Source organism: Paracidovorax sp. MALMAid1276 (assembly GCF_049198005.1).
GTDB lineage: Bacteria > Pseudomonadota > Gammaproteobacteria > Burkholderiales > Burkholderiaceae_C > Acidovorax.
This window is the reverse complement of record NZ_JBMIRS010000230.1, coordinates 1-19,070: the sequence shown is the minus strand read 5'-3', so window position 1 is coordinate 19,070 and position 19,070 is coordinate 1. Positions and strand designations below refer to the sequence as shown.

General features: G+C 68.2%; 15 protein-coding genes. 9 read left to right on the top strand and 6 right to left on the bottom strand.

Annotated features, from left to right (window positions below):
- Positions 1-178 precede the first annotated feature (178 nt).
- From ACOQFS_RS18800 to mnmA, 4 genes are all read left to right on the top strand, one after another.
- A complete protein-coding gene (locus tag ACOQFS_RS18800; protein WP_421564339.1) occupies positions 179-883 on the top strand; it encodes a riboflavin synthase subunit alpha in 705 nt (234 codons plus the stop codon).
- Between the two features lie 17 nt (positions 884-900).
- A complete protein-coding gene (locus ACOQFS_RS18795) occupies positions 901-1,428 on the top strand; it encodes a GNAT family N-acetyltransferase (protein WP_421564338.1) in 528 nt (175 codons plus the stop codon).
- A gap of 8 nt (positions 1,429-1,436) precedes the next feature.
- Entirely contained in the window at positions 1,437-1,925 is a 489-nt protein-coding gene (locus ACOQFS_RS18790) for an NUDIX hydrolase (protein ID WP_421564337.1), read from the top strand.
- Between the two features lie 200 nt (positions 1,926-2,125).
- Entirely contained in the window at positions 2,126-3,274 is a 1,149-nt protein-coding gene (gene mnmA / locus ACOQFS_RS18785; protein WP_421564341.1) for a tRNA 2-thiouridine(34) synthase MnmA, read from the top strand.
- Positions 3,275-3,407: 133 nt separating this feature from the next.
- Here the strand turns inward: mnmA and ACOQFS_RS18780 are convergent, their stop codons facing one another.
- The 5 genes from ACOQFS_RS18780 to ACOQFS_RS18760 all read right to left on the bottom strand — a co-directional run bounded on the left by ACOQFS_RS18780 (position 3,408) and on the right by ACOQFS_RS18760 (position 10,733).
- A complete protein-coding gene (locus ACOQFS_RS18780; protein WP_421564336.1) occupies positions 3,408-4,121 on the bottom strand; it encodes a Bax inhibitor-1/YccA family protein in 714 nt (237 codons plus the stop codon).
- A 104-nt stretch (positions 4,122-4,225) separates the two neighbouring features.
- Positions 4,226-4,804, bottom strand: coding sequence for a hypothetical protein (locus tag ACOQFS_RS18775; RefSeq protein WP_421564335.1), 579 nt, complete (start codon positions 4,802-4,804; stop codon positions 4,226-4,228).
- A 398-nt stretch (positions 4,805-5,202) separates the two neighbouring features.
- Positions 5,203-5,757 (bottom strand): single-stranded DNA-binding protein, encoded by a 555-nt coding sequence (gene ssb / locus ACOQFS_RS18770; protein WP_421564334.1) that lies wholly within the window; start codon positions 5,755-5,757, stop codon positions 5,203-5,205.
- 131 nt (positions 5,758-5,888) lie between these two features.
- Entirely contained in the window at positions 5,889-7,058 is a 1,170-nt protein-coding gene (locus ACOQFS_RS18765) for an MFS transporter (RefSeq protein ID WP_421564340.1), read from the bottom strand.
- 216 nt (positions 7,059-7,274) lie between these two features.
- Positions 7,275-10,733 carry a beta strand repeat-containing protein gene (locus ACOQFS_RS18760; protein ID WP_421564333.1) on the bottom strand — a complete coding sequence of 1,153 codons (3,459 nt, stop codon included), beginning with the start codon at positions 10,731-10,733 and terminating at the stop codon, positions 7,275-7,277.
- A 390-nt stretch (positions 10,734-11,123) separates the two neighbouring features.
- Here ACOQFS_RS18760 and uvrA point away from each other — a divergent pair, with 390 nt between their 5' ends.
- The 3 genes from uvrA (at position 11,124) to ACOQFS_RS18745 (ending at position 15,606) form a co-directional block, all read left to right on the top strand.
- The gene (gene uvrA / locus ACOQFS_RS18755) at positions 11,124-14,210 is read left to right on the top strand and encodes an excinuclease ABC subunit UvrA (RefSeq protein WP_421564332.1); all 3,087 of its coding nucleotides are present in this window, start codon (positions 11,124-11,126) and stop codon (positions 14,208-14,210) included.
- Between the two features lie 105 nt (positions 14,211-14,315).
- Positions 14,316-15,203, top strand: coding sequence for a DUF6402 family protein (locus ACOQFS_RS18750; RefSeq protein ID WP_421564331.1), 888 nt, complete (start codon positions 14,316-14,318; stop codon positions 15,201-15,203).
- Between the two features lie 4 nt (positions 15,204-15,207).
- Positions 15,208-15,606, top strand: a complete 399-nt coding sequence (locus ACOQFS_RS18745) for a hypothetical protein (protein ID WP_421564330.1) — start codon at positions 15,208-15,210, stop codon at positions 15,604-15,606.
- Positions 15,607-15,655: 49 nt separating this feature from the next.
- Here the strand turns inward: ACOQFS_RS18745 and ACOQFS_RS18740 are convergent, their stop codons facing one another.
- Positions 15,656-16,627 (bottom strand): alpha/beta hydrolase, encoded by a 972-nt coding sequence (locus ACOQFS_RS18740; RefSeq protein ID WP_421564329.1) that lies wholly within the window; start codon positions 16,625-16,627, stop codon positions 15,656-15,658.
- Positions 16,628-16,871: 244 nt separating this feature from the next.
- Here ACOQFS_RS18740 and ompR point away from each other — a divergent pair, with 244 nt between their 5' ends.
- Both ompR and ACOQFS_RS18730 read left to right on the top strand, forming a co-directional pair.
- Positions 16,872-17,615, top strand: coding sequence for a two-component system response regulator OmpR (gene ompR, locus ACOQFS_RS18735; RefSeq protein ID WP_421564328.1), 744 nt, complete (start codon positions 16,872-16,874; stop codon positions 17,613-17,615).
- On the top strand, positions 17,612-19,009 hold the full coding sequence (locus ACOQFS_RS18730; protein ID WP_421564327.1) for an ATP-binding protein: 1,398 nt from the start codon (positions 17,612-17,614) through the stop codon (positions 19,007-19,009). Before ompR ends, ACOQFS_RS18730 begins: the two co-directional genes overlap by 4 nt.
- Positions 19,010-19,070: the final 61 nt, after the last annotated feature.

Sequence of the window (19,070 nt, the reverse complement as noted above, 5' to 3'; positions counted from 1 at the left end):
CGGGGCGGCCCTTGCTCGGCTGCCCTGGCGTGGGTCGCGCCAGTTGTGAGCGCGGCAGACGGGTTCGATGCCCCGGAAAGACCGGTGTGTGGGGCTCCAACCCTTGGGATACCTGTGAATGCTGCGGGTGGCAAAATTCCCGCCTCCCGTTCCAACGTACCCGAAAAGCCGCGCCACCATGTTCACAGGCATCGTCCAAGCCACGGCAGGCATCGCCGCCATCCATGACCGCGCAGGCCTGCGCACCTTCACGCTCGACTTTCCCGAGGGCTTCTGCCAGGACCTGGCCATCGGTGCCAGCGTGGCTACCGACGGCGTGTGCCTCACCGTGACCGAGATCCTCTCGCCCACGCAGGCCAACTTCGACGTGATGCTGCAGAGCCTGAACATCACCACGCTCGGCAGCTACAGCCAAGGTGACCGCGTGAACGTGGAGCGCGCCGCCAAGGACGGGGCCGAGATCGGCGGCCACCCGCTGTCGGGCCATGTGGACTTCACCGGCACGCTTATTGAGCGCCGCGAGTTCGACAACAACCTGGTGTGGCGCGTGGCCGTGCCCGAGGCGTTTCGCCGCTACATCTTTGCCAAGGGCTACATCGCCATCCACGGCGCCAGCCTGACGGTGGCCGAGGTGAACCGGCAGGAGGGCTGGTTCGAGATCTGGATGATTCCCGAAACGCGCCGCGCCACGGTGTTTGAAACCAAGCGGGTGGGCGACCGCCTGAACATCGAGATCGAGCGCAGCACCCAGGTGGTGGTGGACACCGTGCGCGAGGCCGTGCAAGAGAGCCTGGGCCGCCTGCAGCCGGTGCTGGAGGCGCTGCTGAAGGAAAAGGGCCTGTCGCTGGACGACTTTGTGCAGGCGCCCGTGCTGCCGCGCTGACGGAGCAAAGCACGCTCATGTCTGTGGTGGTGCGCCCGCTGGCGTTGAGCGATTTGCCCGGCCTGCTGGCCGTGCAGCTGGCCTGCTATGGCGAAGGGTTTGTGGAAAGCGGCGAGGTGTTTGCGCGCCGCCTGGCCAGCCCCGCCAACTGCTCGCTGGTGCTGCTGCAGGCGGGCGCCGTGTGCGCCTACCTCGCGGCGTATCGGTCGGTGCGGGGCAAGGTCACCCCGCTGCACGGCGACTTTGAAGCCAGCCCCGGGGCCGACACCTTGTATCTGCACGACATGGCCGTACTGCCCGCCTGCGCGGGCCGGGGCCTGGCGGGGCAGCTGCTGCAGCCGCTGTGGGCGCAGGCTGTGGCGCAGGGCCTGCGGCACAGCGCGCTGGTGTCGGTGCAGGGCACGCAGCCCTATTGGGAGCGCCACGGCTACCTGCGGCAGCGGCTGCCCGATGCTGCGCAGCGCACGCACCTGGCGAGCTACGGCGAAGGTGCGGTGTACATGGCCCGCGCTCTGCAGGCTCCGCGTCACCCCCCCTCGTCATAATGCGCGCCATGCCCCACCGCTGGAAACCCAACGTCACCGTGGCCGCGCTGATCGAGCAGGGCGGCCGCTTTCTGCTGGTCGAGGAACAGACCACCGACGGCCTGAAGCTCAACAACCCCGCAGGCCACCTCGACCCGGGCGAATCCCCCATCCAGGCGTGCGCGCGCGAAGTGCTGGAAGAAACCGCGCACGACTTCGAGCCCACGGCGCTGATCGGCGTGTACCTGAACCGCTTCACCAAGACCCGCACGGGCGACGACATCACCTACATGCGTTTTGCGTTTGCGGGCACGCTGGGCACGCACCATGCATGGCGCACGCTGGACACCGGCATCGTGCGCACGCTGTGGCTCACGCCCGACGAGATCCGCGCCTGCCCCGAGCGCCACCGCAGCCCGCTGCTGCTGCGCTGCCTGGAGGACTACCTGGCGGGCCAGCGCTTTCCGCTGTCGCTGGTGCACACCGACATCTCGGTGACCGAGCCGACGGCGCAGTAAGCCGGGCGCCGGGGCAGCCCCGGGCTGAAAAAACCATAAAAATCAGGCTTAGCGCTTGCTGTGTATGGAATTACAGCTATCAATCAAGTAGCAAACCCCAGGCGCAAGCTTGTTGTTTTGGCAGAGCGCGGCCTGGGGGGGCGTGCCAAAAATACAATGGGCCTCTGTTGCGCGTGCCCGCGCAGAACACCAGGATGACAGTGACAGCACCCACCAAACACCGCGTCGTCGTCGGCCTTTCGGGCGGCGTGGATTCGGCCGTGACCGCCCACCTGCTCAAGCAGCAAGGGCATGAGGTCGTCGGCATCTTCATGAAGAACTGGGAAGACGACGACGACAGCGAATATTGCTCGTCCAACATCGACTTCGTGGACGCCGCCGCCGTGGCCGACGTGATCGGCATCGAGATCGAGCACGTCAACTTTGCCGCCGACTACAAGGACCGCGTGTTCGCGGAGTTTTTGCGCGAATACCAGGCCGGCCGCACGCCCAACCCCGACGTGCTGTGCAATGCCGAGATCAAGTTCAAGGCCTTCCTGGACCACGCCATGCGCTTGGGCGCCGAGAAGATTGCCACGGGCCATTACGCGCGCGTGCGGCAGAACGCGCAATCCGGCCTGTTCGAGCTGCTCAAGGGGCTGGACCCGTCCAAGGACCAGAGCTACTTTCTGCACCGCCTGAACCAGGCGCAGCTCGCCAAGACGCTGTTCCCCGTGGGCGAACTGCACAAGACCGAGGTGCGCCGCATCGCCGAAGAAATCGGCCTGCCCAACGCCAAGAAGAAGGATTCCACCGGCATCTGCTTCATCGGCGAGCGGCCCTTCCGCGAGTTTCTGAACCGCTACATCAGCCACGCGCCCGGCCCCATCCTGGACGACCGGGGCCGCAAGCTGGGCCAGCACGTGGGCCTGTCCTTCTACACCCTGGGCCAGCGCCAGGGCCTGGGCATTGGGGGCGTGAAGGAAAAGGGCGCCCAGCGCGGTGGCGGCGCGCACGAGCCCTGGTTCGTGGCCCGCAAGGATTTGGAGAAGAACACGCTGCGCGTGGTGCAGGGCCATGACCACCCCTGGCTGCTGTCGCACCAGCTGGTGGCGCAGGACGTGAGCTGGTGCGCCGGCCACGCCCCTGTGCCCGGCGCCTATGCCGCCAAGACACGCTACCGCCAGCAGGATGCGGCCTGCACCCTGCACGCCACGCCCGGCGGTTTTGCCCTGCAGTTCCCCGAGGCCCAGTGGGCCGTCACGCCGGGGCAGAGCGCGGTGCTGTACGACGGCGAGGTGTGCCTGGGCGGCGGGGTGATTGGCGCGGTGCAGGGCCTGCCGCAGCCCTCGGCGGCCGCTGCGTTGTAAATGCTACTAAAAACATAGCTGTCAGCGCTTGTCCATAAAGCGCTGGAGCCTCTTTTGGCCAGCAATGGGCGGCCCATAAAAAAGCCGGAGCACTGCTCCGGCTTTCTTTTTTGCATGGGCGGGCCGCGCCGGTTCAGTCGTCGCTGCTGGCCAGGCTGATCAGGATGCGCAGCACGTACCAGAGCATCAGCGCGATGGACGCAAACAGGTGCAGCGCGGCACCGGCAGGGCGGTCGGCGGGATAGTCGCGGATGATGCGCGAGGTGTCATACAGCACGCAGGCACCGGCGAACAGCACCATGATCCCCGAGAACCAGATTCCCAGCTTGAAGCCGAAGATGGCCCCGGCAATGATGGTGCCCAGGGCCACTAGGCCGCCCACCTTCAGGATGCCGCCCAGGAACGAGAAGTCCGTCTTGGTGGTGAACGCCGTCCAGGTGAGCGCGCCCACCAGCAGCAGGGTGATGAACGCTGCGGCCCCGATGGCGCCGGGGGCCACCAGCAGGGCAATGCCGAACATGGGCGCGAAGATCAGGCCTTCGGCCAGCACATACAGGCCCAGGCCCATGAGCTGGGTCTGGGGGCTCTCGGCGTTGTCGGCCAGATGCGACGCGAGCCAGCCCACCAGCATGAAGGCGCCCATCACGCCCAGCCAGAGAAACTTGTTGCCGCTGGCCACCAGCATCTTGGCCGTGGTGCCCGAGAAGCCCGACACCATCAGCAGGGCCGACAGCAGCACGAACGCCACCATGGCCGCGCCCAGGTGCTTGTAGGTGGAGACGATGAAGTCGCGCCGCTCGAACGGTGCGCCTTCGGGCGTAGTGGGGGTCAGTGCATGGGGTTGCATGGTGAATGTCCTCCTTGGGATTGCGTGTGCAAAAAACAGGAGGAGCACCCGGGGGCGCTCCTCCCTCCCTCTCTCTTTTTATGGAATGGGGCCTGGCCTGATGCTCAGGCGGCGGCCAGCTGGGCCGCGCCGTGCGCGGCGCGCAGCTTGCGGTTGGACCAGACTCCGGCGGCGCCCACCAGGGTCAGCAACACCGCGAAGATCCACAGGCCCGCGCCGCTGAAGGATTGGGCCGACGACGTGGCCTCGGCCTGCAGGCGCTGCTGGGTGGTGGCGTAGCTGATGACGGCCGTGCTGCCCACCGACACCTCGTAGACCAGGCTGTTGTCGCTGCTGTCCACCAGCGCGGTGACCTTCTCGTCGATCAGGTTGCCCACCAGCTGCTGGGGCGTGCTGTGGTCGATGCGCAGCTTGCGGGGCTCGGCGCCGGGTGCATCGGGCTGCACGGTGATTTCGTAGTACTGCTTGGTGGTGGAGCGGCGCTTGCGCTTGACGGTGACTTCGGAGGCCTGCGTCACCGTGCCGGTCACGGTCTCCAGGCTCTCGCGCGCGGTGTAGGCGTGGTCGCCGTCCGCCTTCCAGCCGCTGTAGACCGACAGTGCGATCAGGCCGGGCCCGGCCAGCAGCAGCAGCCATGCATAGCCGGTGATGAAAATCAAAATCTTGCGGACGAATCCTGGCATCGCAACCCTCTCTCTCTTCGGTGAAATTCTTGAAAGTGTCTGGAACCGCTGCCGCCGGGCGTTGCACCCTGTTGGCGACAAGTGGGCGATGATCTTCGAAATTCGCGTATCGAATGTAAGAAGTTGTTGGTTCGTGGCGGGTGTGCCGCACTGGACAACATGGAGAAGAAGCGCGGTCCTTTCTCGCGATAGCACGCACAGAAGAAGCGCGGTCCTTTCTCGCGATAGCACGCACGGGCAGCGAGGGCCGAGGCACTGTGTCGCTGCCGTTTCCACGGGTCTCCATGTTGCGAGTTGCTACGTTTGATGTGCGCTGCAGCGTGCGCAAAAACAAAAAGGCCCACACCTTCACGGTGCAGGCCTTTGTGGGACGGCTTGCGTTTAAGCCCGGAGCTTCTTCAGAACGGGATGTCGTCGTCCATGTCGTCAAAGCCCGATGCCGCCCGGGGCGGTTGCGCCACCGGCGCGGGCGCTGGGCGCTGGGCCGGTGCTGCCATGGGGCGTGGCGCGGGCGCGGCGCGGCGTGGGGCCTGGTCGTAGCCGCCCTGGTCGCCGCCGCCATAGCCGCCGTCGTCATACCCGCCACCGCCGCCGCCTTGCTGGCCGCCGCCCATGCCCTGGCGGCTGCCCAGCATCTGCATCTGGTCGGCGCGGATCTCGGTGCTGTACTTTTCCACGCCGCTCTGGTCGGTCCACTTGCGGGTGCGCAGGCTGCCTTCCACATACACCTGCGAGCCCTTGCGCAGGTACTGGCCCACGATTTCGGCCAGGCGGCCGTTGAAGACCACGCGGTGCCACTCGGTGGCTTCCTTCATCTCGCCGGTCTGCTTGTCCTTCCACTTGTCGGTGGTGGCAATCGTCACGTTGGCCACCTGGTCGCCGCTGGGAAACGTGCGCATTTCGGGGTCGCGGCCCAGGTTGCCGACGATGATGACTTTGTTGATGGATGCCATGGTGCTGTTCGTGCCTTCAAAGGTAACAAGGAAGCGCCGGACTTTCGGGGAGGGGTTCCGGGCGCCAAAAGCGGCATTGTGCCGCATCTGCAAGGGCGCGGAAGCCCCCCGCGCGCCCTCCGGGCGGGGGCTCAGCGCCCCACGGGCCGCAGCTGCCAGGTCAGCGCCAGCCACAGGGCGGCCAGCGCCGCCGTGGCGGCAAACAGGCCCGGCACACCGGCCCATTTCACCAGCGCACCGCCCAGCGCACCCCCCGCAAACAGGCCCAGCGACTGCAGGGTGTTGTAGCTGCCCAGGGCCGCGCCACGCAGGTGTGCGGGCGCCATGCGCGACACCAGGCTGGGCTGGCTGGCCTCCAGCGCGTTGAACCCGCAGAAGAACACGAACATCAGCGGCCCCAGCACCCACAGCGAGGGGGCCGAGCCGCTGGCGGCCACCGCGCCCAGGCCCAGTTGCACCACCAGCACCAGCGCGATCGAGCCCAGCAGCGCCGCGCGCAGTCGGCCCGCGCGCTCCAGCGCAAACAGCCCGCCCATGGCGGCGAACGACAGCACCACGGCGGGCAGGTACACCTGCCAGTGCGCATCGCGCGCCAGGCCCGCCTGCACCAGCAGGGCGGGCACGGCCACCCACATGGCCAGCTGCACGGTGTGCAGCGCAAACACGCCCAGGTTCAGGCGCAGCAGGTCGGGGTGCGTCCACACCTCGGCCAGGCGGCCGCGCGGCATGTTCTTGTGCTGTGCGGGCTCCGGCGGCACGACCCACACCACCACGGCCACCCCGGCCAGGGCCAGCGCGCAGGTCAGGCCAAACAGGCCCGCCAGCCCGATCTGCGCCGTGAGCACCGGCGCCAGCACCAGCGCCAGGGCGAACATCAGCCCGATGCTGCCGCCCACCAGCGCCATGGCCTTGGTGCGCACGCCGTCGCGCGTCTGGTCGGCCAGCAGCGCCGTCACCGCGGCCGACACGGCGCCCGCGCCCTGCAGCGCGCGGCCCACCAGCAGGCCGGTGAGCGAGTCGGCCAGAGCGGCCAGCAGGCTGCCTGCGGCGAACACCAAAAGGCCCAGCACGATGACGCGCTTGCGGCCGAAGCGGTCGGACGCCATGCCCAGCGGCAGCTGCAGCAGCGCCTGCGTGAGGCCGTAGATGCCCAGAGCGAGGCCCACCAGCGCGGGGTCATCGCCGCCGGGGTATTTGCGGGCCTCCAGCGCGAACACCGGCAGCACCAGGAACAGGCCCAGCATGCGCAGCGCAAAAATCAACGCCAGGCTGAGGCTGGAGCGGCGCTCCAGCGCGGTCATGGAATGGGCGGCAGGCGGCATGGGCGGCGCGGAGGTCGCGCCCGAAAAGGTAGGAGAGGAGTCCGGCACAGTGGAGCGTCAAGGCCCAGTAAAACGCGTATTTTCGCCGATGGGCCGCCGGGCGGTGGTTCGCTCGCGCCCGGTGCTGCCGCAGCCGGGCCGCGCCGGGCGTGCCACTGCGGCCGGGGCGCGCCGCTGATCTGCCGGTGCTGCGGACTAGCCTGCGCCCCCCGGGCGCACCGCACGGCGCTGGCGCCGCCAGCCCAGTGCGGCCAGCGCGGCCGACAGCAGCCCCAGCGCCCAGGGCGCATCCACCGGGATGCCGGCGGCGCCACCGGCCGGGCCGAGGGCCGGGGCAAACGGGTCGCTGACGCGGCCCACGGCCGGATCGGCGTCGCCCACGCCGTTGTCGGTGATGGTGTACGACACCGTCTTGCGGTCGGCGCTGAGCGTGGCGCCCGACCAGCGGAACCAGGTCGACACGCCCGCGCCAGCGGTGGCCGGGCCGTACTTCCAGAACTCCACGTTGGCGGGCAGGGCCTCGGGGTAGGTCAGTGTCATGGTCACGCTGCCCGAGCAGCCGCTGGCGTCGTACTTGAACGCGCCATACGCCATGACCACACCCGGAGGGGCCGCCGTGGGCAAGCCCGCGAACTGGCTGCCCGGTTCGAGCGAGCAGCCGCTGCCGCCGCCCGAGAGCGTGGCCGTGGCCGTGCCAGTCATGCCCGGCGTGGTGCCGCTGGTGGTTGTGACCACCGGGGTGGCCGTGGCAGACGCGCCGGGGCCGGTGCCAGCGCCATTGGTGGCGGTGACCGTCAAGGTGTAGGCCGTGCCGTTGGTGAGGCCCGTCACCACCAGCGGCGATGCAGCGCCCGTGGCGGTGGCGCCGCCGGGGCTGGCCGTGACGGTGTAGTTCAGGATGGCGGAGCCGCCGTTGGAGGCCGGGGCTGCGAAGGCCACCGTCACCTGGGCATTGCCCGGCGTGGCGACGACTGCCGTGGGAGCGCCTGGCACCGCCCCAGCCACCGTGAAGCTGCGGCTGACCTGGGTGGCCGCCAAGAACACGGCATTGCCGGCCTGGTCCGCGTGGATGGTGCAGGTGCCGGTGGTCACGAAGGCCAGGTCTCCGCTGGTCGAAACCGTGCAGACCAGCGGGGTGCCTGACGTGAAGCGCACGGGCAGCAGCGAATCGGCCGAGGCCGAGAGCGTGGGCGTGGTGCCAAAGCTCTGTGTGCCCGGGTTGGCGAAGGTGATGGTCTGCCCCGCCTTGGGCGTGACGCTGTTGGATGCCACAGACGCCGGGCCCGTGCCTGCCACGTTGATGGCCACCACGGCGAAGGTGTACGACACGCCGTTGGTCAGTCCGGCGACCGCGATGGGGGATGCCGTGCCGGTGACCGGGATGACGTCGGGTGGTGTGGTCGTCACCGTGTAGCCGGTGATGGTGGAGCCGCCGTTGCTCGCGGGCGCCGTGAAGGCGACCAGCGCCTGGGCATCTCCGGCGGTGGCGGTGCCGATGGTGGGCGCGCCGGGCGCAACCGCGTTCACCGTGAACGAATGCGACACGGTGGCGGCTGCGGCATGGGTGGCGTCGCCCGGCTGGTTGGCGTGGATGGTGCAGGTGCCGGCCGTGGCGAAGCTCAGCACCCCCGCGCCGTCGATGGCGCACACGCCCGGCGTGGACGACGAGAGGCTGACGGCCAGGCCCGCGCTGGACGAGGCCGTCAGCGTGGGCGATGTGCCGAAGCTCTGCGCGCCCGGGTTGGTGAAGGTAATGGTCTGCGCGGCCTTGGGCGTGACGCTGTTCGACGCCGCCGAGGCAGGCCCCGTGCCCGCCGCCGTGGTGGCCGTGACCGTGAAGGTATAGGCCGTGCCGTTGTCGAGCCCGCTGACGGTGATGACGCAGGCCGCCGGGCCCGCGCAGCTGCCGGTGGCGCCCCCCGGGCTGGCCGTGGCCGTGTAGTGGAGGATGGCCGAACCCCCGTTGCTGGCGGGGGCGCTGAAGGTGACAGACGCCTGTGCCGGGCCTGCGGTGGCCGTGACCATGGTGGGGGCCGCGGGTGCGACCGGCTGCACGGTGACGCTGATGGTGCGTTGCGCGGTGGCGTGCCCGTCGCTCACGCGGACGGTGAAACTGTCGCTGCCGCCATAGCCGGGCGCTGGGGCATAGGTGATGGTGCCCACCGATGTGATGTCGTTGCTGCCGGAAGGCGTGGCGGTGGCAACGAGCTGCAGCGTGCCATGCGCGGGCGCCGTCTGTGCCGACCAGGTCAGGGTCTGGCTGGCATCCGTATCGCTCACGCGCAGCAGCAGCCGCAGGTCGGTGGCACCCGAATCTGCATTGACCGTGAGCGCGGTGGTGGAACCCACAAAGGCCGGCACCACGTTGGTCATGGTGGTGGTGACCCGCGTGTCGCTGTTGCTGGCGCCGTCATCGATGCCGTCGTTGGGCTGCAGCGTGAAGGTGGTCGTCACGGTGCTGCCGGTGGGGCCCTGCCCGTAGGTGGGGTGAAACACCAGGGCCTGCAGCCGCGCGGTGACGCTGGCGGGCGTGTCGGCCGCCAGCGTGTAGCTGCCTGCGCTGCCGGACAGCCCGTTGCCCGACAGCGTGCCGTTGGCCGCGGTGTAGGTGATGCGCACCAGGACCAGGTCTCCATTGGCGTCGGCCACGGTCACGCCGGAAAACGGCGCCATGGTGGCGTTGTCGTCCACTGCGCCTGCCGTGGTGAAGCTGCCGCCCAGTGTGGGCAACGCATTGGTGGTGACGGCGCCGCCGGCCGAATAGGCGCTGTAGCCATTGGCGTTGCCGGCCGCCACGCGCACGTGGTAGGTCGTGTTCTGGGCCAGTCCGGAGACCACGGCCGAGGCGGTGTCGCCGACCGACACCGGGTTGTAGCCCGCCAGGCAGCTGGTGAAGCCGGCGTCGGTGCAGGCCTGCAGCCGGTAGTCGGTGGCGCCGTTCCTTGCCGTCCAGTGGGCCGTCACGCGCTGCGCGCGCACGGCGGAAAAAGGCTCCATATCTGGCGCCGCCGGAACCGTGGTGGTGGTCACCGTGTCCGAGGGCGCACTGTCGCCACCGCCGTTGTAGGCCTTCACCCGGAAGTAGTAAGTGGTGCCTGCACTGGTGAGGTTGTGCACGGCCGCGCTGGTCGGCGGCGTGGGCGAGGCGGTCACCACCAGGCCGTTGTAGCCGGGGTGGAACGTGGTGAAGGCCGCGTCGGTGGCCACGTCGAGCTTGTAGCCCACCACACCGGCCACCGCCTGCCAGTACACGGTGGTCGAACCGCCGGACACATAAGGCGCCACGCCCGCATTGAGCGGACCGATGGTCGGGGCCGAGGGTGGGGCCACCACGGCGTTGGCCTGCACGTTGATCCGGCCGCAGGCCGAATTGGTGCTGCTGTAGCCCGTGCCTTCGGGGGGGGTGGCGGCGCTGGAATCCGCGTAGAAGGCAATGGTGCTGTTGTTCGGGTCACTGCTGCCGAGCGTGTTGCTGATCGCCCAGACACTGCCGCCGAAGATGGAGGTGCGGTAGAGGTACCAGCCGCTGCCGTCGTACCGCGGCGCCCCGTTGTAGGTGCCGTTCTCCACATAGTTGCCCACGATGGACGGCGGCCACGCGTTCTGGCACGCCCCGCCGGCGCCAGCGTCCTGCACGGCATAGTTGGCGGCCATGGCGCCCTGCGCCAGGCACAGGCCCAGCGTCCACGCTGCAATTGCAAATAACCTGCGCACCACATCCCCCATTCGGTTGCCGCGACCCCGGGCGCCACAGCGCCACGCGCAGCGAATGGGTTCACACATCTGGACAAACCTCGGATGGTAGCGGGTATGGCAACACCGTCCAGCGCCGAATTGCCAGCCGCAGGCGGCATGGGCGAGCCCCGCAGGGGTTGCCGGCCCGCCGCACAGGGGCGGTGGCAGCCCGCCGCAGACCCAAGGAACACATTCCCCGGCGCGCGCCTCCGCACACGCAGCGCACTGCCGAGGCCTGGGTGGGCCAGGCGCTGCGCAGAGAGGGCGGCTGACCTATCATGGTGGGTTTTTTCCGTCTGAGCGCTATTTGTGACCGACACCCACGCCTCGCCCCCCCGCAGCCATGATGACGACGGCACCTACCTGGCCCGCGCGCTGCGCGAGCAGCGCATCAGCATCCGCGGCGCACGCACGCACAACCTCAAGAACATCGACCTGGACATTCCGCGCAACCAGCTCGTGGTGATCACCGGGCTGTCGGGTTCGGGCAAGTCGAGCCTGGCGTTTGACACGCTCTATGCCGAGGGCCAGCGGCGCTATGTGGAGAGCCTGTCGGCCTATGCGCGGCAGTTTCTGGGGCGGCTCGATAAGCCCGATGTGGATTTGATCGAGGGCCTGTCGCCCGCCATCAGCATCGAGCAGAAGGCCACCAGCCACAACCCGCGCTCCACCGTGGGCACGGTCACCGAGATCCACGACTACCTGCGCCTGCTGTATGCCCGCGCCGGCACGCCCTACTGCCCCGACCACGGCCTGCCGCTGGCTGCGCAGACGGTGAGCCAGATGGTGGACGCGGTGCTGGCCCTGCCCGAGGACACCCGGCTCATGATCCTGGCGCCCGTGGCGCGCGAGAAGAAGGGCGAGTTCACCGAGCTGTTTGCGCAGATGCAGGCGCTGGGCTACATCCGCTTTCGCGTGGATGGGCAGATCTATGAGCACGAGAGCCTGCCCGCCCTCAAAAAGACCGAGAAGCACGACATCGACGTGGTGATCGACCGCGTGAAGGTGCGTGCCGACCTGCAGCAGCGCCTGGCCGAGAGCATCGAGGCCGCCTTGCGTATCGGGTCAGGTGTCGGCGGCCACGACGGCAACGGCCGCGTGCTGGCGCTGGAGATGGACACGGGCGCCGAGCACCTGTTCAGCAGCAAGTTTGCGTGCCCCGTGTGCAGCTATTCGCTGCCCGAGCTGGAGCCGCGCCTGTTTTCGTTCAACTCGCCCATGGGCGCCTGCCCGGCCTGTGACGGCATCGGCCAGCGCGAGGTGTTTGACCCAGTGCGCGTGGTGGCCTTCCCCACGCTGAGCCTGGCCAGCGGCGCCATCAAGGGCTGGGACCGGCGCAACGGCTATTACTTCGCGATGCTGGAGAGCCTGGCCGCGCACTACGGCTTCGACGTGGAGGCGCCGTTTGAATCGCTGCCGGCCAAGGTGCAGCAGGCCGTGCTGCATGGCTCGGGCGACGAGGAGATCGCGTTCCGCTACATCCTGGAAAGCGGTGCCAACAAGGGCAAGGTGCACACCAAGAAGCATGCCTTCGAAGGCATCCTGCCCAACATGGCGCGCCGCTACCGCGAGACGGATTCGGTGGTGGTGCGCGAGGACCTGGCGCGCTTTCGCAGCAGCCAGCCCTGCCCCGAATGCCACGGCACCCGCCTGCGCCGCGAGGCCCGGCATGTGAAGGTGGGCGAAGGCGAACAGGCCCGCGCCATCTACGAAGTGAGCCACGACACCCTGGCCAGCGCGCACGCGTGGTTCCGGGCACTCGTGCTCTCGGGCGCCAAGGCCGAGATCGCCGACAAGGTGGTGCGCGAGATCGCCACGCGCCTGCAGTTCTTGAACGACGTGGGCCTGAGCTACCTGAGCCTGGACCGCAGCGCCGAGACGCTCTCGGGCGGCGAGGCGCAGCGCATTCGCCTGGCATCCCAGATCGGCTCGGGCCTGACGGGCGTGATGTATGTGCTGGACGAGCCCAGCATCGGCCTGCACCAGCGCGACAACGACCGGCTGATCGCCACCTTGCAGCACCTGCGCGACATCGGCAACAGCGTGATCGTGGTGGAGCACGACGAAGACATGATGCGCGCCGCCGACCATGTGATCGACATGGGCCCCGGCGCGGGCGTGCACGGCGGGCGGGTGATGGCGCAGGGCACGTACGACGAAGTGCGCGCCAATGCGCAGTCGCTCACGGGCCAGTACCTGTCGGGCACGCGCACCATCGCCGTACCCCGGCGCCGCACGCCCTGGCTGCCCGTGCTGGACCAGCCGGCCGCGCCCGTGGCGGAGGCCAAGCCCAAGTCGCGCTTTCCGCAGACCGAGGCCAGCAAGCGCCGCGCCGAGCAGAAGGCCGAGCGCCTGGCCGAGCACCACGCCCGCCAGGGCGCCGTGCAGGCGCTGCGCGTGGTGGGCGCCACGGGCAACAACCTCAAGGGCGTGAGCGTGGACTTCCCCGTGGGGTTGCTCACCTGCGTGACGGGGGTGTCGGGCTCGGGCAAGAGCACGCTGGTCAACGACACGCTGTATGCCGCCGCGGCGCGGCAGATCCACCGCGCGCACGAGGAGCCGGCCGCGCACGACGAGATCGTGGGCATCGAGTACTTCGACAAGGTCATCAACGTCGACCAGAGCCCCATCGGCCGCACGCCGCGCAGCAACCCGGCCACCTACACCGGCCTGTTCACGCCCATCCGCGAGCTGATGGCTGAGACCAACACCGCCAAGGAGCGCGGCTACGGCCCCGGGCGCTTCAGCTTCAACGTGTCGCAGTCTGCGGGCGGAGGCCGCTGCGAGGCCTGCCAGGGCGACGGCGTGGTGAAGGTGGAGATGCACTTTCTGCCCGACGTGTACGTGCCCTGCGACATCTGCCACGGCCAGCGCTACAACCGCGAGACGCTGGAAGTGCAGTGGAAGGGCAAGAACATCGCCCAGGTGCTGGAGCTGACGGTGGAAGACGCTTACGCGTTCTTCAAGGACGTGCCGACCCTGGCGCGCAAGCTGCAGACGCTGCTGGATGTGGGCCTCTCCTACATCCGCCTAGGCCAGGCCGCCACCACGCTCTCGGGCGGCGAGGCACAGCGCGTGAAGCTGGCGCAGGAGCTAAGCAAGCGCGACACCGGCCGCACGCTCTACATCCTGGACGAGCCCACCACCGGCCTGCACTTTGCCGACATCGACCTGCTGCTGAAGGTGTTGCACCAGCTGCGCGATGCCGGCAACACCATCGTCATCATCGAGCACAACCTCGACGTGATCAAAACCGCCGACTGGCTGATCGACATGGGCCCCGAGGGCGGGGCCGGTGGCGGCACCGTGGTGGGCGTGGGCACGCCGGAGGAGCTGGCCGCCAACCCGGCGAGCCACACGGGGCGGTATCTGCGCCCCTATTTAATTCCGTTTTGATCGGAAATTTACATTGAGTAGTGGCGGAAACCTTTGGCAACAGAAGCTGATTGCCTTCTCCTTTGAGAATCCTACTCCGATTGTTTCATAATTCTGGGAGGTTGGATGAGCGAGATTGTTAAAACGGATGTTGCGAAACTGCGAGCTCAACTCGAGCGAAAATTACCTCCCAAGTTACCTGTTTTTCAGCTTACTGATATTCCGGAGGTAATGCGATCCCGCTTGGGTTGGCCTATAGCCGCTCAGCTTATGGATCGATGGTTTCGCCATACCAAGTTTGAGATGCCAGTCGCCATGAAGCTGGGCAAAAGCCCCTATCAACTCGCAAAGCTGACAGAGGAGCAGTTGGACGAGAGCACGGTAAAAATGTCTTGGGCACTCGGTTTTTCCCGGGTTCAAGCCGCCATGCTGAAGCTGAAGAAGGAATGGGCAAGTTCAGCTGGACTGGAATTGCTGCAGGAGCGAGTCATGAGGCAAAGTGTTGGCAAAGGTGCATCTTGCTGGCAATTCGGGAATTTAAGCCTATCGGCGAAGGCGCTTGATAATCTATGCCAAGTGAACGTAACAAAAATCGGGCATATGAGTGATCCCATGGATGACTTCTATGGAGCTATTGGCGAAGCGACGCTGAAAGTAGCGGTATCGGGCATGGTGACGTCGAACGGTCAAGGTCGCACCAGCATTGAAGTTAGTGAGTTGGGATTCTATTTGCGGGATGCTTATGACTTTAATGATGATTCATTCCTTTCGCAGCCCTTGGGATTCTGGGGTTTCAATGGGGTGGAGCGGAGCTTGCGAATCGCCTTGGATGTGCCGACTTCCGCGCAGTTTGTGCATGAAGCGGATGTGGAGGGCGTTCGTGCTCGAAAATATCTTGTGCAAAATAAACATTTTCGTCAGTGGCGTGCTCAGTCGGGGAAAGGTGGCGACTTTATGGTGCTATCTGATGTACACCGTGTACGGTTACCCATGCCAATAAGATTTGAGTGGTAGTAGGATGAAGGCGACCAGAAAAATCATTCTTGGCGTCATTTGCGCGACAGCAGGTGCTTTGTGGTTGATGGCTTGGTTCTTGGCGACACCTACATTTCTTGATGCGGAAAATAGCCCGCACGGCGTCTATAGGCTGGAATTTTACAAGGCGTCATCTTTTCAGCGTCTCTTGAATCCCGACTTCAAAATGCCATTTGTTTTAAGGCTTTACCGTGCAGAGCCGAAAAAACTACTGGGTGAAAGCTCTGTCGTGGACCTGTGGCTCGATGGCGAAGTTACTTGGCTCCTCGATCCGCCTATGAAAATGCAGAAAGTGAGAGTTGGTAGCTCCGTGGTATTTAGAGATATACCCCCGGAATGCACTGACGTTTCTCAAATTCCAAGCTGCCCACGTGGGCCGTGAACAATGCGGCTGACGCTGCGCGACACCAGGCAGCGCGCCATGCAGAGCCTCATCGCCCCAGTAAGCGCGCCATCAGCGGGTCCAGCGAGCCCATGAAAGCCTCCACGGCCCGGGTGTAGGCGCTTTCCAGCCCCAGTTGGGCGTTGATTTCGCCGTGGCTCAGGTCCTGCGGCAGCACCTCGGCGCGGCCGCCCAGGCTGTGCACGTGGCGGGCCAGGGCTTCGGCCTGGTGGCAGGGCTGGTCGGCGCGTTCGGTGGAGCACACCATCTGCACCGGCGGGGCGCCCGCCGTCCACTGGTGCCAGGGCGACAGCAACCGCCAGTAGGCCGGGTCGGCGCCAAACGCGTCGTCGTACAGCGGCATGTGAGGCGCGCGCATATAGGCGGGCACATTCATCACCGCACTGTCGAGCACCACCGTGCCCAGCCAGGGCCAGGCGCCATCGCGCAGGGCCTGCGGCGCGCGGGCGTTGAGCAGCGCCACCAGGTGGGCGCCGGCCGAGTGGCCCATGAGGATGAAGCGGCTGGGGTCGGCGCCCCAGGTGGTGGCGCGTTGCTGCGCGGCCATCAGCGCGGCCTGCACATCGCGCTCCTGCTGGTCCACGGGGGTGTCGGGCAAGAGCCGGTAGTTCACCGAGATCAGCACAAAACCCCGGGGCACCCAGCGCGCCACCTTCTCCTGCACCACGCGGCCCATGGCCTTGTCGCCATGGCGCCAGCCGCCGCCATGCACCATGAAGACCACCGGCGCGCGCACGGCGCTGGCGGTGGCGGACGAGGTCGTGGACGGGGCGGGCAGGTACACGTCCATGCGCTGGCGCGGGTCGCTGCCATAGGGCACATCGGCAATGCGCTGCACGCCGGTGGGCAGGGCTGCGGCCTGTGCCTGGGCCTGTTTTTGGGCGATGAGTGCACGCAGGCGCCCGCCCTGGGGCGCGTCGGACGGCTGGGCCTGGGCGCAGGCCATGGTGGCCAGGGCCAGGGTAGCGACGAGGGACAAGGTGCGGTGGGCCGTGGGCATGGACAAAACTCCTGCAAAAGTAGTGGGGGCTGCGGCCTGGTGCTGCCGATGCCCCACTGTCGCACCGGTGGATGTGCCCAACGTTGCAGCGCCGCGCCCAATGATGACAAAGCGTGACAGGCGCGCGGGGCTTGTCACAGGCTGTCATCACCCCGGCCCTGGTGCTGCGGGGGGCCTGCCCGGGCACGGCGGGGCGCGCCGTACCATCGGGCCTGTGGCCTGCCTGGCCGAGAACCCCCGCCCCATGACCGACACCCTCGCCAAGATCCTGGTTGCCGACGACGAGCCCGAGCTGCGCGCGCTGCTACAGCGCTACCTGAGCGACCAGGGCTACACCGTGCGCACGGTAGATGGCGCGGGCCCGCTCGATGCGCTGCTGCAGCGCGAGCGTTTTGACGTGCTGGTGCTCGACGTGATGATGCCCGGCGAGGACGGCCTGGCCATCTGCCGCCGCCTGCGCGCGCAGGGCGAGACCATTCCCATCCTGATGCTCACCGCGCGCGGCGACCCGGTGGACCGCATCGTGGGCCTGGAGATGGGCGCCGACGACTATCTGCCCAAGCCCTTCAACCCGCGCGAGCTGCTGGCCCGCATCCAGGCCATGGTGCGCCGCCAGCGCCTGCTGGGCGCGCACACCGGGCCTCGCCAGGCGGGCGGCTGCATCACCTTCGGTGCGTTCACGCTGTGGCTGGATGAACGGCGGCTGCAGCGCCAGGGCGAAGACCTGCCCCTGACCACGGGCGAATTTGCACTGCTGCAGGCCCTGGCCCGGCAGCCCCACCGCCCCCTGGGGCGCGACCGCCTCATTGCACTGGCCTATGGGCCGGACCACACCGTCACCGACCGCAGCATCGATGTGCAGGTGATGCGTCTGCGCAAGCTCATAGAGGCCGACCCCGCGCAGCCGCGCCACATCCGCACCGTGTGGGGCGTGGGCTATGTGTTTGTGCCCGACGGTGCTGCGCCGGCCGGGGGCGGCACGCCATGACGGCCCACACCGCGCCGACGGCTCCCACCGCTCCCCCCCGTGGCCGGGGGCTCTGGCCGCGCAGCCTGCTCGGGCGCAATCTGCTGCTGATGGCGGCGCTCATCGTGCTGGGGCAGCTGGTGGCGGCGGTGCTGGTGCGGCAGCTGATCTCTCAGCCCCGCATTGCCCAGGCGGCCGATGGTGTGGCGCGCAACGTGGCCGCGCTGCGTGCGGGGCTGCAGGCGCTGCCCCCGGCGCAGCGCGTGGCGTTTGTCGAGGCCTTCAACCGGCAGGCTGCGCTGGACACGCCCCCTGCCGGGCCCGAGGGGGGCGCGGTGCGGCGGGCGCTGCTGTCGCCGCTGGAGCGGCAGTTTGTGCTGGCCGTGTCGCGCCGACTGGGTGCGGAGGGGGCCGAGGACGGCCAGCGCGAGCCCCTGTGGCGCCGCGACGGCCACGGCGTGTTGGCCCTGCGCGTGGCGCATGAAGGGGCGGACTACTGGCTCCACCTGCCCAGCGTGTTCCCCACACGCGCCTTCACCGGCGCCTGGCTGGCTGCCACGCTGGCCAGCATGCTGCTGGCGCTGCTGGGCGCGTGGTGGCTGCAGCGCCACATCCACCGCCCGCTGGCCCAGGTGGTGGGGGCGGCGCGCCAGCTGGCGCAGGGCCAGGCCCCTGCCGCGCTGCCCGAGGCCGGGCCGGAGGAAATCGCCACCGTGGCCCGCAGCTTCAACCACATGGCGCAGAGCCTGGCCGCTGCCGACCACGAACGGGCGCTGATGCTGGCGGGCGTGTCGCACGACCTGCGCACGCCGCTGACCAAGCTGCGCCTCTCCGTGGAGATTGCGGGCGCGCAGATCGATGCGCCCCTGGCCGCGAGCATGGCGCGCAGCATTGACGAGATGGATGGCATCGTCGGCCAGTTCCTGCAGTTTGCGCGCAGCGCCGAGGCCGAGGCGCCCACCCGCGCATCGCTCAACGACCTGGCCCAGGCCGTGGCCGAGGCCCAGGCCGACCACGGCCGCGCACTGCCCCTGGAGCTGGCGCCCTTGCCCGATGTGCCGGTGCGCCCCCAGGCCCTGCGCCGCGCGCTGGACAACCTGGTGGAAAACGCCTGGCGCCACGGCGCGCCGCCCGTGGTGCTGCGCACGGGCGCCGATGCCGGTGCGGATGTCGACAGCGTGTGGCTGGAGGTGCAGGACCAGGGCCCCGGCATCGCTCCTGCAGACCTTGACCGCATCCGCCAGCCCTTTGCGCGCGGCGACGGCGCGGCGCGGTCCGGCCCGCCCGGCGCGGGCCTGGGCCTGGCCATCGTGGAGCGCGTGGCCCGCAGCCACGGGGGGCGGCTGGAGCTGCATGGTGCCCCCGGCCAGGGGCTGCGCGCGCGGCTGGTGCTGCCGCTGGCGTCTGCCGATTGAGACTGCATGCTTCCAATTGAACCGCTCACGCTGAGCGCGTGGAAGCGCCGCGCAAGGCTTC

What these genes read in the sequence shown, in the direction of transcription:
- ACOQFS_RS18800 (WP_421564339.1), top strand. Translation starts at nt 179, where the DNA reads ATGTTCACAGGCATCGTCCAAGCCACGGCAGGCATCGCCGCCATCCAT.
- ACOQFS_RS18795 (WP_421564338.1), top strand. Translation starts at nt 901, where the DNA reads ATGTCTGTGGTGGTGCGCCCGCTGGCGTTGAGCGATTTGCCCGGCCTG.
- ACOQFS_RS18790 (WP_421564337.1), top strand. Translation starts at nt 1,437, where the DNA reads ATGCCCCACCGCTGGAAACCCAACGTCACCGTGGCCGCGCTGATCGAG.
- ACOQFS_RS18780 (WP_421564336.1), bottom strand. Translation starts at nt 4,121, where the DNA reads ATGCAACCCCATGCACTGACCCCCACTACGCCCGAAGGCGCACCGTTC.
- ACOQFS_RS18775 (WP_421564335.1), bottom strand. Translation starts at nt 4,804, where the DNA reads ATGCCAGGATTCGTCCGCAAGATTTTGATTTTCATCACCGGCTATGCA.
- ssb (WP_421564334.1), bottom strand. Translation starts at nt 5,757, where the DNA reads ATGGCATCCATCAACAAAGTCATCATCGTCGGCAACCTGGGCCGCGAC.
- ACOQFS_RS18765 (WP_421564340.1), bottom strand. Translation starts at nt 7,058, where the DNA reads ATGACCGCGCTGGAGCGCCGCTCCAGCCTCAGCCTGGCGTTGATTTTT.
- ACOQFS_RS18760 (WP_421564333.1), bottom strand. Translation starts at nt 10,733, where the DNA reads ATGGCCGCCAACTATGCCGTGCAGGACGCTGGCGCCGGCGGGGCGTGC.
- ACOQFS_RS18750 (WP_421564331.1), top strand. Translation starts at nt 14,316, where the DNA reads ATGAGCGAGATTGTTAAAACGGATGTTGCGAAACTGCGAGCTCAACTC.
- ACOQFS_RS18745 (WP_421564330.1), top strand. Translation starts at nt 15,208, where the DNA reads ATGAAGGCGACCAGAAAAATCATTCTTGGCGTCATTTGCGCGACAGCA.
- ACOQFS_RS18740 (WP_421564329.1), bottom strand. Translation starts at nt 16,627, where the DNA reads ATGCCCACGGCCCACCGCACCTTGTCCCTCGTCGCTACCCTGGCCCTG.
- ompR (WP_421564328.1), top strand. Translation starts at nt 16,872, where the DNA reads ATGACCGACACCCTCGCCAAGATCCTGGTTGCCGACGACGAGCCCGAG.
- ACOQFS_RS18730 (WP_421564327.1), top strand. Translation starts at nt 17,612, where the DNA reads ATGACGGCCCACACCGCGCCGACGGCTCCCACCGCTCCCCCCCGTGGC.